This window comes from Lewinella sp. IMCC34191 (assembly GCF_003390935.1).
Taxonomy (GTDB): domain Bacteria; phylum Bacteroidota; class Bacteroidia; order Chitinophagales; family Saprospiraceae; genus Neolewinella.
This window is the reverse complement of record NZ_QNQZ01000014.1, coordinates 34,986-47,486: the sequence shown is the minus strand read 5'-3', so window position 1 is coordinate 47,486 and position 12,501 is coordinate 34,986. Positions and strand designations below refer to the sequence as shown.

The window sequence follows — 12,501 nt, the reverse complement described above, 5'->3', positions numbered from 1 at the left end:
GTGAGTAAGAACAGCAGATGCAAAATCAACACGGAATAGAGACCGACGGGGATGCGCCCGGACTAAAGGGGATGTACGAGGATTACTTCCTCGACTACGCCAGCTACGTCATCCTGGAACGGGCGGTACCCGCTATTGAAGACGGACTGAAGCCCGTCCAGCGACGTATCCTGCATGCCCTGAAGGAGATGGACGACGGCCGCTACCATAAGGTGGCCAACGTGATCGGCCAGACGATGCAGTACCACCCCCACGGCGATGCCGCGATCGGCGACGCCCTGGTCAACCTCGGGCAGAAAGAACTCATGATCGACCCCCAGGGGAACTGGGGGAACACGCTGACCGGTGACTCCGCCGCGGCCAGTCGCTACATCGAGGCGCGGCTGACCAAATTCGCGCTGGAGGTGGTCTTCAATCCGCAGACCACCGACTGGCAGCTCAGCTATGACGGCCGCAAGAAAGAGCCGGTCAACCTGCCCATGAAGTTCCCGATGCTGCTCGCCCAGGGCGCGGAGGGCATCGCGGTGGGCCTCAGCACGAAGATCCTGCCCCACAACTTCATCGAGCTCTGCAAGGCGAGCATTAAAATCCTGGAGGGCAAGAAGGTCAAGATATACCCCGACTTCCCGACGGGCGGAACCATCGACGTCAGCGACTACCAGCAGGGTAAGCGGGGCGGCCGGGTCAAGATCCGGGCCACGATCGAGAAGATCGACAACAAGTTCATTGCCATCAAGGAGATCCCCTACGGCATGACCACTCAGACCCTGATCGACAGCATCATCAAGGCCAACGACAAGGGCAAGATCAAGATCAAGAAGGTGACGGATAACACCGCCGCCGAAGTCGAGCTGCTGATCGAGCTGGCGCCGGGCATCAGTCCGGACGTGACCATCGACGCCCTCTACGCCTTTACGAACTGCGAGCTATCGGTCTCCCCTAATGCCTGTGTGATCATCGAGGGGGATAAGCCGCACTTCGTCACCGTCGAGGACATCCTGCAGTTCAATACCGCACAGACCAAGGACCTGCTCCGCCAGGAATTGAAGATCCGCGAGAGCGAACTGACCGAAAAGATTCACTTCGCCAGCCTGGAGAAGATTTTCATCGAAGAGCGCATCTACCGAGACATCGAGGAAGCCGAAAGCTTTGAGGAGGTCATTGACCTCATCTTCGAAGGCCTGAAGAAGTACGTGCGGGAACCCGGCGACGAAGCCAAAAAGAACGACAAGCGCCTGCTGCTAACCCGCCAGATCAGCGAGGAAGACATCACCCGCCTGACCGAAATCCGCATCAAGCGCATCTCCAAATACAACAGCTTCAAGGCCGACGAACTGATGGCCAAGTTGGAGGAGGAATTGAAGCAGGTCCGCTACGACCTGGAGCACCTGACCGAATACGCGATCAGCTGGTACCAAGGGCTCCTCGACAAGTACGGAAAGGGTAGGGAGCGCCAAACGCAGATTTCCACCTTCGAGAAAGTGGAGGTGTCCGCCGTAGCGGCCAATAACACCAAGCTGTACGTCGACCGGAAGGAAGGCTTCGTAGGGCAGGGCCTGAAGAAAGAGGAATTCGTCTGTGATTGCTCCGACGTCGATGATATCATCGTCTTCCGCCGCGACGGTATCATGACCGTCACCCGGATCGACGACAAAACATTCGTCGGGAAGGACATCATCCACGTCAATGTGTGGAAAAAGGGCGACGAGCGGACCACCTACAATTTGGTCTACCTCGACGGCAAGACCGGCCGCGCCATGGCCAAGCGCTTCAACGTCACGGCTATAACCCGCGACCGCGAGTACAACCTCACGAAAAAAACGAAGGGCTCCAAGGTGCTCTATTTCAGCGCCAATCCCAACGGCGAGGCGGAGATCATTACCGCCCAACTAAGCCAGTCCTCTAAGGCCCGCCAAAAGAACTTCGACTTCGACTTCGCCGACCTGGCCATCAAGAGTCGCGGTGCAGCGGGCAACATCATGACCCGCTACCCCGTCCGCAAGGTCACCCTTAAGGAAGTAGGAAAGAGTACCCTCGGGGCCATGAAGGTCTGGATGGATGAGGTCAGCGGCCGTCTCAACCTCGACGAGCGCGGGCAATTCCTTGGTGGCTTCGACACCGGTGATTTGCTGCTGGCGCTCTACAAAGACGGCAGCTACGAGCGGGAAGAACTCGACCTCACCCGCCGCTACGACCCCAAGAACCTGTACTACATCGGGAAGTACAGCGACGATATGGTCGTCAGTGCCGTGTATTACGAAGGCGAACGGGGCGTGACCCTGGTGAAGCGTTTCAACATCGAAACCAGTTCCCCCGGCCAGGCCTTCAGTTTCATCTCCGACCACCGGCAGAGCAAATTGTACCTCGCCTCGGTTCACCCCGAGCCGGAAATCACCTACGCCTGGCGCGAGAAACGCGACAAGAAGGAGGCCACCGAAAAACTGGCCGACTTCATCGACGTAAAGGGCTGGAAATCACTTGGCAACAAGCTCCACGACGGCAAGCTCATCTCCATCAAGGAATTGAACGAGCCCTACCTACCAAAGGAAGAAGCTTCGGTCGAGGGGAGTAGCGATAAAGCCAAACAGAACGGCAAATCTTCGGACAACGGCGTCAAACCCGGCGATACCATCGAATTCGAGTTTTAGGCACGTCGGCGCGTCGTTCCGACAGCCACTATCTTTACCGAATGGGCAGACAATCCACCCGCCACCGTTACCGGACCCGCCGCGAGAAGAATCGCTCGGTCGGGCGCATCGCCAAGATCGTCGGCATCGGCTTGCTCGTCTTCTTGGTATTGATGATCATTAAGAACTGGCGGGAGTGGTGGGCTTATTATAAGACTTACTTTTACTAGCTCAGGAAGGGGTTATAAGGGTTATAAGGAGTTAAGGGGATAGGGTGAAAAGGGGTTAAGGGACGGGGCAGCTCGCTTGCGCTCGTTGGGTGATCGGGCGTCAAATACAATGGTCGCTACGCACCGTAATGAGACCACCACAGAACCCTGCGAGCAATGCGCGCAGCGCATTCAATAATCCGTGTAATCCGAAGTTATGCGGGCAAAATCCGTGATCAATCCGTGCCCTAGCGCAGCGATCCGTGAAATCGGTGTTTAAAAAGGCCGAGCCGCAGGCGAGCCAATGAAATTTCGAGCAGCAAGAATGAAAGTCGACGTATACCAAATAAATTATATCGCAGAGCCACGGAATAACGCAGTGTTTGACAGCGTCCTGTGGGCAATGCACGCAGCGCATTCAATAATCCGTGGATCCCAAGCAATGCGGGCAAAATCCGTGTCTAATCCGTGCCCTAGCGCAGCGATCCTTGAAATCGGTGTTAAAAAAAACCGAGCCGCAGGCGAGCCAAAAAACACCAGGCAAAGTATTCGCTACGCAAAGCAGGAAGCAAACCACAACGCTAGCGCCAGGCAGGTCATATAAGTCACCCCAATACAATACATACGATACCATCCAATACAACCGAAGATAGGACGCGCGGCGTTTGAGCAGTATGCCTACCCAATCGTTACAGTCATTTCGCGACACGCACCTGGGACCCACCGTCGCCTTAGGGGAAGCGAACGTCTTCCGGCTAGAAAACATCCTGGATCCGAACTGCGGACAAGTGCGCTATAGCCGGCGGGACTTCTTTAAAATTACCTTGATCCGGGGTCGCAATTGCTACCATTATGCGGATAAGAGCCTGGACATCGACGGACCTACGCTCATCTTTTTTAATCCGCGGGTGCCGTATACCTGGGAAGGCCTATCCAAGGAGATTAACGGGTACTTCATCATCTTCCAGGAAGCATTCCTGACGGGTAGGTTCTCGCCCGCCCTGGCCGAACTGCCGATGTTTAGTCCGGGAGGACACCCGGCGTACCGGCTGACCGCTGAACAGGATAAAGAGGTTACAGACCTTTTTGAAAAGATGCTACGGGAGGTGGACTCCGACTACCCACTGAAGTACGACCTGCTGCGCAACTATACATCGGAAATGATTCACTACGCGCTCAAACTGAAGCCCTCGGAAACAGTGTACGAAGCCATAGACGCCAGTGCGCGGCTGACCGGGGTATTCCTGGAGCTTCTGGAACGGCAGTTTCCGATCGACTCCCTACAGCAGCGATTCACCCTGCGATCCGCCGGAGACTATGCCGACCGGCTTTCTGTACACGTCAATCATCTAAACCGGTCGGTGAAGGATAATACGGGGAAGACCACGACCACACTCATCGCGGAACGGGTAGCCGCAGAAGCACGTGCCCTGTTGCGGCACACCGATTGGAACATTTCCGAAATCGGGGATAGTCTCGGTTTTCGGGAACCCGCCCACTTCGCAAACTTCTTCCGGCGACATACCGGACAGAGTCCTTCCGGTTACCGAGCTGTTTGAATTTTGCAAGTTATTGCCCGATCCCTGCAAACCAGCCATGAGCTGAGCCCCGCACCTTTGTAGTAATCAAACAAGTATTGCTATGCAAGACACAAAAGTGTTTTTCATTACCGGTGCATCCAAGGGCTTCGGGCTAGAGATGACCCGCCAGTTATTAGAAGCAGGACATTCGGTGGCCGCCACCTCGCGCAGCAAGGTCGCTCTGAGCGAAGCCGCAGGGACGGAATCGTCGGCTTTTCTCCCTTTGGAAGTAGACTTGACCGATCCGTCGGACGTCGCTAAGGCAGTAAGTGAAGCCATCGAAACCTTCGGGCACCTCGACGTGGTCATCAACAATGCCGGCTACGGCCAGCTGGGCGGACTGGAAGAGTTAAGCGACGCCGAGGCACGTACGAACTACGACATCAATGTCTTTGGCACCCACAACGTGATCCGGGCGGTCCTCCCCCAGTTGCGGACCCAGCAATCCGGTCACATCATCAACATCTCCTCCATCGCCGGAATCACCGGAGGCTTCCCCGGCTGGGGAGTGTACTGCGGCACCAAGTTCGCCGTTGAGGGACTGTCCGAATCATTAGCCGCGGAAGTAGCCCAGTTCGGAATCAAGGTAACCATCGTGGCACCCGGCTATTTCCGCACGGAATTCCTCGAAGACAGCAGCCTTACCCTCCCGCAAAACCGCCTGCCCGCCTATACCGAGATCCGCGAATCGGAAACGGTCCACAGCGATCAGATCAATGGCAACCAGCCCGGCGATCCGGTAAAGGGAGCCGCGGCCATCATTCGCATCGCGGACACGGAGAATCCGCCCCTCCACCTGCTACTCGGCCCTGACGCCTACGCCATGGCCGAAAAGAAGATGAGTGACCTACGCCGGGACATGGAAGCCTGGAAAGAGCTCACACTCTCCACGGATCTGGCCACCGCCTAGCCGGCAGGCACATTTATTATTCGGCTGAAGCCAAGTTAGCGCCGTCCCCACCGGGGGCGGCGTCTTTCATTTAGCTCGTCCCCCCCCGAAGGGACAAGGCGCGCAGCGCCTTCAATAATCCGTGTGATCCCAAGCAATGCGGGCAAAATCCGTGTCTAATCCGTGCCCTAGCGCAGCGATCTGCGAAATCAGTGTTTAAAAAACCCGAGCCGCAGGCGAGCCAAAGTAATTTCGAGCAGCAAGAATGAAAGTCGACGTATACCGAATAAATTAAATCGCAGAGCCGCGGAATAACGCAGTGTGTGAAAGCGTCCTGCGGGCAATGCGCGCAGCGCCTTCAATAATCCGTGTAATCCGGAGTTATGCGGGCAAAATCCGTGATCAATCCGTGCCCTAGCGCAGCGATCCGCGAAATCAGTGTTTAAAAACTCCGAGCCGCAGGCGAGTAAAAAGCAAGAAATAAGCAAACTCACCGCTGCGAGACGTCAAAAGCCAACCGCAAAACCGCCAAGAAACCCCGAGTTTCGCAACGTGCGCGAACAAGGCGCGCAGCGCCTTCAATAATCCGTGTGATCCCAAGCAATGCGGGCAAAATCCGTGTCTAATCCGTGCCCTAGCGCAGCGATCCGCGAAATCAGTGTTTAAAAAACCCGAGCCGCAGGCGAGCCAATGAAATTTCGAGCAGCAAGAATCAAAGTCAACGTATACCAAATAAATTAAATCGCAGAGCCGCAGAATAACGCAGTGTGTGAAAGCGTCCTGCGGGCAATGCGCGCAGCGCATTCAATAATCGCTATAACCCCATGAATTTCGGGCAAAATCCGTGCCCGAGCGCAGCGATCCGCAAAATCGGTGTTAAAAAAACCGAGCCGCAGGCGAGCCAAAACAAACCCTACTTAGCCCGCAAATCCAAAATATTCCCCATCCGAAAACACTTCCGGCACCGCGCCTCGTACGACTCCTTCTCCCCCAACACAACGGTATCCTGATTAGGCGTAAGCCGGTACGAATGGGTAGCCAGATTCCCGCAGTGGGAGCAGATCGCATGCACTTTCGTGATGTATTCCGCCACGGCCAGCAGATCGCTCATCGGCCCGAAGGGCTTCCCCCGGAAATCCATATCCAGTCCGGCGATGATGATGCGCTTGCCCTGGTGGGCCAGGTCCTGGGTGTGCTTGACGATGTCCGCATCGAAGAATTGGGCCTCGTCCAGACCGATCACGGATACGTCGGCGGGGATGTCAAGCAATTGAGCGGAGCGGGCGATCGGGGTGGCCTGGAAGGAATTGCTGTCGTGGCTCACTACGCTTTCCTCGTGGTAACGGGTATCGACGGCAGGCTTGAAGACGGCCACGTGCTGACCGGCAATCCCCGCCCGCTTTAGGCGCCGGATGAGTTCTTCGGTCTTACCCGAAAACATGGAACCACAGATAACTTCCAGCCATCCGCTGCGTTGACCGCTGAAGTGAGGTTCTAAAAACATGCCGCCACCGTATTTTAGGCGGCCGAAGGTATTAAAATTTGAGCAGCCATGGCCCAGACCAAAGCAGATAAACTACTCAACCGCATCACCGCCCTGCACCGCAGCCTGCAGCTGGATGATGAAGATGATGCCCCCTCCGCCCTTGAACGAGACCTGATGTTGGGCTACCTGCGCGACCTGTATACCATCTACCTGGAAGTGGGGACCGAGAACAAGCAGGAGGTTCGGAACGCCCCCCCGCCGCCCAAAAGGGAGACCCCCATTCCGATGCCGGAACCCCAAAAGCCAACGCCGCCGCCGCCGCCACCCACCCCGGAACCGCGACAACCCGAAATTCCCGCCACCCGGCCGGAACCCGCCGCCCCCGCCGCCCCACCTGAGCTGCCCGATGCCCCGGTGCCCCCACCCCCGGCGCCCGCCATGGCCGAACACACCGCCAAAATCGATCCGACGTACGATGACCGCCCGGCGCCCAACCCTCCGAAGCCGGCACCGTCGACCAACAGCGGCCCGGATGTGGAAGCCCTGTTTCACGAACCCGACAACGATAACGGACTCGGTAACCGCCTTGGCCGCCAGCGCGTAGCCGACCTGACCCGCGCCCTGAGCATCAACAATCGCGTGCTCTTTGCCAAGAAACTCTTCAACAACAACGACGAGTTGAACGACGCGCTCAAATCCCTCAACCTGAAAGGCAGCATGGCCAACGCCAAACCCATGCTGGTCGATCTAGCCCAACAACACCGCTGGTCGGCGGAGGAACGTGAGGAAACCGCCCGCGAATTTATCGATCTGGTCCGTCGGCGGTATGCTTAAAAAAGTAAGCATAGTCGTATTCCTCACCCTCGTGGTCTTCCTGGCTTACCTGGTCGGGAAAGCCTCCAAATCCCACAATCCGGATCTGGTGGAGGTCGGACCGATGATCGTAGCCGACTCGGTACTCACCATCGCCTTTGGAAGCTGTAACCGGCAGGATCAAAGCCAAGCCTTCTGGGAAACGATCGCCGCCAACGACCTGGCCGCCTGGCTGTGGCTGGGCGACAACATTTACGCCGACACGGACGATCGCGACCGGATGGCTGCCGACTACGCCGAACTGGAATCCGCACCGGAATACCGCGCCTTTACCGAGCAGGTGCCGACGATCTACGGAACGTGGGACGATCACGACTACGGCAGCAACGATGCCGGCCGCGATTGGCCCTTCAAGGAAGTAGCGAAGGAGCTCATGCTCGATTTCCTGGAGGTTCCCGCCAGCGCGGAAGTACGGCAGCGGGAAGGCGTCTACCAGTCCTACCTGATCGACAACGTACGCGTCATCCTAATGGACACCCGATACTTTCGGGATGACGTAGCGCCTCCGGTGGAGCGAGGCCACCGCTACGGGCCGAACGAAGACGGCGACATTCTGGGCGAGGCCCAGTGGGCGTGGCTGGACGATGAGCTACGAAACAGCGAGGCGGACGCTCACATCATCGCCAGCAGCATCCAGGTGCTGCCGACCGACCACGGCTTCGAAAAATGGGCCCTCTTCCCAAAATCACGGGAACGCTTGCTCGCTCTGTTAGCCGAAGTCCGACCCGCCCTGCCCATCCTGCTCAGCGGTGACCGCCACCTGGCGGAGATTATGGTAGACACCGTTGACGGCTATCCAATTTATGAGGTTACCTCCAGCGGGCTAACCCATAGCTACGAGAGTGCCGACGAAGTCAACGGTAAACGAATCAGCGATCTGGTAGGGGTGAAAAACTTCGGCCTGTTGCACTATAAGAATACCCCGCAAGGCCTTGAATTGCTGGCCGAAGTACGCTCGGTCGCCGATAACGAACGGCTGGCGAGCCTGTCCCTGCCCGGCGGTACGACGAACAATGCCCGCCTGGATGGGCTTGTCCATCCAAACGATAGCATGCAACGCCAACTCAAACCCTGTCCCGATTCACCCAACTGCGTGAGCACCCAGAGTATCCAGGAAAAGAAGAAGCGCGAGCCGATCCCCTTCACCGGCAGCGCGGCGGAAGCAAAGGAAAAGTTGAAGCGGGTCGTCGGCGCTATGTCCCGCACGGAACTGCAGAAGGAGGAAGACAACTACCTGCACTACACCTTCAAGACCTGGCCCATTCCCTACATCGACGACGTCGAATTTCTCATCGATGAGGAGCAGCAGGTGATTCACTACCGCAGCGCCAGCCGGGTAGGCCACAGCGATCTGGGCGTCAACAGCCGCCGCATGAAGAAAGTGGTGGACGCCTACCAAGCGGAATAGCATCTTCTGTGGGAGGTCTCAATCTGAGATTAATTGTGAGAATGACAATTATTGGTTTATTTTGATCCGCCCGGCTGTAATATCATAGCCGCCTTCGATCATGATCATCCACTATGCACAGATTAGTCCCGTTCCTCTGCTTATTCATCCTACTGACCGGCTGCAAAAGTTCCGAACCGGAGACCGCCGATAGCCCGACGCCATCGCTCTCCGGGCCCGAATTTGCCTCCTGGGCCACTACCCCGCCCATGGGCTGGAACAGCTGGGATTCCTACGGCCCCACCGTCCGCGAAGACGAAGTGAAGGCCAACGCGGATTACATGGCAGAAAACCTAATGGAATACGGCTGGGAATACGTGGTGGTCGATATCCGCTGGTTCGTGGAAAACACGAAGTCGCACGGGTATAACCAGGACAACCCGATCTACGTGCTGGACGAATACGGTCGCTACCTACCTGCCACGAATCGCTTCCCCTCCGCCGCCGGCGGGCAGGGTTTCAAGCCCCTGGCCGATTATATCCATGGCAAGGGACTCAAATTCGGCATCCACATCATGCGGGGCATCCCCACCGAGGCCGTCGAGCGAAAACTACCCATCAAGGGAGCGGATGGAGTCACGGCCGACCAGGTATACACGACCGAAAACCAGTGCCGCTGGCTACGGGATAACTACACCATCGTAGCCGGCCGGCCGGGCGCGCAGGAATACTACAACTCTATTTTCGAACTATACGCCGAGTGGGGCGTCGACTTCATCAAGATCGACGACCTCTCCGCACCCATCTACCATAAGGACGAGATCGAAATGATCCGCAAGGCCATCGATCTCACCGGCCGGGAGATTGTGCTGAGCACCTCACCGGGCCCCACCCCGGTGGAATTCGCGGAGCACGTCGATCGCCACGCCAATATGTGGCGGATGGTCAACGACGTGTGGGACAGCTGGGACCACATCGACCACCTCTTCGACGTCAGCCAGGACTGGTACCCCTACATCGGCGGCGGTACCTGGCCGGATTGCGATATGATCCCGCTCGGCCGGCTGTCCATTCGCGGGGAGCGGGGCGACGACCGCATGGCCGCCCTCACCCCGGACGAGCAGTACACCCTGATCACCTTGTTCACCATCTTCAAATCCCCCCTCATGTTCGGGGGCGACCTGCCCAGCAACGACGGCTTCACTCAATCTCTGCTCACCAATAAAGAGGTACTGCGCATGCACCGCGAAAGCGAAGATGTACAACTCATATTTAGCGACGGAGCGCAGGTAAAAATCGCCTCCCACAACCGGAGTGAAGACTGGACCTATCTGGCCTTATTCAATCGCGAAGATTCCCTCAGTCGCGAGCTTACGGTGGATTTCGCCGAACTCGGCCTGGAGGGGGAGGTAAGCGTAACGGATATGTGGACAGGAGAGGAGTTGGGATCGGCTAACGGAAGCTTTAGCCGCACCCTGGCCCCCCACGCCAGCGGCCTGTATCGATTGGAATAACCTAGCGGGGTATCTCGATACTCTTGACGATCTCATCGATGACGTCCTTCGCGCCGTAACCTTCCATCTCGCGCTCTGGCGTCAGGATGATGCGGTGGTTGAGGGCGGGGTAGGCTACGCGCTGAATATCATCGGGTGTCACGAAATCGCGACCGGCGAGTCCGGCCGTAGCCTTGGCCAGGCGGAGGATGGCCAGGGATGCGCGCGGGCTGGCCCCCAGGTAAAGATCCGGGTGAGTACGCGTGCGGTATACGAGAGCGGCGATGTAGTCCAGTAGTTCGTCACGGATGTGGATGCTTTCCACGATGTCGCGGCACTCGGCAATCTGCTGGCGGCTGATCACCGGCTCGATCTCTTCTACCTGTCGTTGCCGGAAATCGCTGCGGAAGCGGTAGAGGATGTCCCGTTCTTCTTCCAGGTCGGGGTATTCGACGACCACGCGCAGCAGGAAGCGGTCCAACTGAGCCTCGGGGAGCCGGTAGGTGCCTTCCTGCTCGATCGGGTTCTGGGTGGCGATCACGAAGAAGGGGTCGGGAAGGGAATGGGTCACGCCATCGACGGTCACCTGCTGCTCGGCCATTACCTCGAAGAGAGCCGCCTGGGTTTTGGCGGGGGCGCGGTTGATCTCGTCGATGAGGATCAGGTTACCGAAGATCGGTCCTCGATTAAAGGAAAAGGTACCGTCGTGGGAATTGAGGACGGTACTGCCGGTCACGTCGCTCGGCATCAGGTCGGGGGTGAACTGGATGCGGCTGTAGTCGGCATCCACGGTACGCGCGAGCAGCCGGGCGGTGAGGGTCTTGGCAATCCCGGGCACGCCCTCCACGAGCACGTGGCCACCCGCTACGAGGGAAACGATCAGCAGATCGACCAGGTCCCGCTGCCCGACGATTACCGTCGCTACGGAAGCGCGTATCTGCTCCGTAGCCTCCCGCAGGCGATCCAGGTTGATGCGGTGGTCCTCGACGGGCGACCGTTCGGAATGGTCTACGACCAGTTCCCCCGGCACCGGCTCGATGAGGGGCTCTTCTTCGGAGGTGGGATCGGGGCTGTGGTCGTCTTCCATTGATGGCAAAGGTAACGGTGGGCGGCAACTAGGCCGGAGTGGCCGGTGATTGCGGTAAACGCAGGGGGAAAGCCTGCAGGATCCCCTGGAATTTGTCCGGATACAGGCCGGCGAACCGGGGGGCATGCGTATGGAAGACGGTCAGGGTGAGGGCGGTTACGTCCAGGTCTTCCAGTCCGATGAACTTCCGGAGGGCTTCGGGGCTGAAATCGGTCAGGCGGTAGATCTCCTCGAGGGTCAGGGTGTGCGTTTGGGCCCGGCGGCGGGCTTCCGCATCGGTGGAGAACAGCGCCCGGGTATACTCGTAAATGCCGAGCTGGAGGTATTTGTCCGGCTCGACGACCGAGCGGATGAGGTATTTCAACGTCCAGATGATCACACCATCCTTAGCGTACATCTCGGAGGCGTGCAGGACATCGTGCTCCGGGGTGGGAAACTGGTGGGGATAGAAGATTACATTCTCGAAGCCGGGCACCAGAAATTCCTCCCGGTAGTAGGTAACGGTAGCGGCGGAGGCGGCTACCATAAGGCGGACATCCGCGGGGATCGTTTCGATGGCCATGCCCGTAAACTCCGTGGCTTCGCGGATCAGGAAGGTACGCCGACGAAAGTCCCGCTTCCCGTCGAGATCCAGCGCGCGGTAAAGGGGAAAGCGTTCGAGAAGGGGCGCCAGTTCCGTCGACAGATCGGGGGGATGCTTTTTCCAGTACCACCACCGCAGCTGGGGAGCCAGCGTATAGGCACCCGCCGCGGCCAGCGCCGGTAGCAGGAGCAGTTCGGATTGGACGTCACCGGTCTGCCAAGTCAGGATAGCGCCCAGCAGCATGAGGCAGAGGGTGGCTAGGTAGATGGCGCGGACGGGATCCATGG

The 12,501-nt window shown here is 58.1% G+C and carries 10 protein-coding genes; 7 read left to right on the top strand and 3 right to left on the bottom strand.

The window, feature by feature from the left end; all coding sequences use genetic code 11:
* Positions 1-17: 17 nt before the first annotated feature.
* The 4 genes from DRW39_RS20355 to DRW39_RS20340 all read left to right on the top strand — a co-directional run bounded on the left by DRW39_RS20355 (position 18) and on the right by DRW39_RS20340 (position 5,326).
* Positions 18-2,648: a DNA gyrase/topoisomerase IV subunit A gene (locus DRW39_RS20355; protein ID WP_116108932.1), complete on the top strand. Its 2,631-nt coding sequence runs from the start codon at positions 18-20 to the stop codon at positions 2,646-2,648.
* A gap of 41 nt (positions 2,649-2,689) precedes the next feature.
* Positions 2,690-2,857: a hypothetical protein gene (locus DRW39_RS22395; protein ID WP_157976263.1), complete on the top strand. Its 168-nt coding sequence runs from the start codon at positions 2,690-2,692 to the stop codon at positions 2,855-2,857.
* Positions 2,858-3,510: 653 nt separating this feature from the next.
* A complete protein-coding gene (locus tag DRW39_RS20345) occupies positions 3,511-4,395 on the top strand; it encodes a helix-turn-helix domain-containing protein (RefSeq protein WP_116108964.1) in 885 nt (294 codons plus the stop codon).
* An 82-nt stretch (positions 4,396-4,477) separates the two neighbouring features.
* Entirely contained in the window at positions 4,478-5,326 is an 849-nt protein-coding gene (locus DRW39_RS20340) for an oxidoreductase (RefSeq protein WP_116108930.1), read from the top strand.
* Between the two features lie 892 nt (positions 5,327-6,218).
* Here DRW39_RS20340 and DRW39_RS20335 read toward each other — a convergent pair.
* On the bottom strand, positions 6,219-6,809 hold the full coding sequence (locus tag DRW39_RS20335; RefSeq protein WP_116108929.1) for a thymidine kinase: 591 nt from the start codon (positions 6,807-6,809) through the stop codon (positions 6,219-6,221).
* A gap of 48 nt (positions 6,810-6,857) precedes the next feature.
* Here DRW39_RS20335 and DRW39_RS20330 point away from each other — a divergent pair, with 48 nt between their 5' ends.
* From DRW39_RS20330 to DRW39_RS20320, 3 genes are all read left to right on the top strand, one after another.
* Positions 6,858-7,625, top strand: coding sequence for a hypothetical protein (locus DRW39_RS20330; RefSeq protein WP_116108928.1), 768 nt, complete (start codon positions 6,858-6,860; stop codon positions 7,623-7,625).
* Entirely contained in the window at positions 7,618-9,072 is a 1,455-nt protein-coding gene (locus DRW39_RS20325) for a DUF1499 domain-containing protein (protein ID WP_116108927.1), read from the top strand. The genes DRW39_RS20330 and DRW39_RS20325 overlap by 8 nt, the downstream gene beginning before the upstream one ends.
* Before the next feature lie 113 nt (positions 9,073-9,185).
* Complete coding sequence (locus DRW39_RS20320) at positions 9,186-10,565, top strand: glycoside hydrolase family 27 protein (RefSeq protein ID WP_116108926.1); 1,380 nt, start codon at positions 9,186-9,188, stop codon at positions 10,563-10,565.
* A gap of 1 nt (position 10,566) precedes the next feature.
* On the opposite strand, the gene DRW39_RS20315 is transcribed toward DRW39_RS20320, so the two are convergent.
* Together DRW39_RS20315 and DRW39_RS20310 are read right to left on the bottom strand one after the other, a co-directional pair.
* Complete coding sequence (locus tag DRW39_RS20315; RefSeq protein WP_116108925.1) at positions 10,567-11,631, bottom strand: AAA family ATPase; 1,065 nt, start codon at positions 11,629-11,631, stop codon at positions 10,567-10,569.
* A gap of 28 nt (positions 11,632-11,659) precedes the next feature.
* Entirely contained in the window at positions 11,660-12,499 is an 840-nt protein-coding gene (locus DRW39_RS20310) for a zinc-dependent peptidase (RefSeq protein WP_116108924.1), read from the bottom strand.
* Positions 12,500-12,501: the final 2 nt, after the last annotated feature.

Coding starts and splice junctions, on each gene's coding strand:
- DRW39_RS20355 (WP_116108932.1), top strand. CDS start 18: ATGCAAAATCAACACGGAATAGAGACCGACGGGGATGCGCCCGGACTA.
- DRW39_RS22395 (WP_157976263.1), top strand. CDS start 2,690: ATGGGCAGACAATCCACCCGCCACCGTTACCGGACCCGCCGCGAGAAG.
- DRW39_RS20345 (WP_116108964.1), top strand. CDS start 3,511: ATGCCTACCCAATCGTTACAGTCATTTCGCGACACGCACCTGGGACCC.
- DRW39_RS20340 (WP_116108930.1), top strand. CDS start 4,478: ATGCAAGACACAAAAGTGTTTTTCATTACCGGTGCATCCAAGGGCTTC.
- DRW39_RS20335 (WP_116108929.1), bottom strand. CDS start 6,809: ATGTTTTTAGAACCTCACTTCAGCGGTCAACGCAGCGGATGGCTGGAA.
- DRW39_RS20330 (WP_116108928.1), top strand. CDS start 6,858: ATGGCCCAGACCAAAGCAGATAAACTACTCAACCGCATCACCGCCCTG.
- DRW39_RS20325 (WP_116108927.1), top strand. CDS start 7,618: ATGCTTAAAAAAGTAAGCATAGTCGTATTCCTCACCCTCGTGGTCTTC.
- DRW39_RS20320 (WP_116108926.1), top strand. CDS start 9,186: ATGCACAGATTAGTCCCGTTCCTCTGCTTATTCATCCTACTGACCGGC.
- DRW39_RS20315 (WP_116108925.1), bottom strand. CDS start 11,631: ATGGAAGACGACCACAGCCCCGATCCCACCTCCGAAGAAGAGCCCCTC.
- DRW39_RS20310 (WP_116108924.1), bottom strand. CDS start 12,499: ATGGATCCCGTCCGCGCCATCTACCTAGCCACCCTCTGCCTCATGCTG.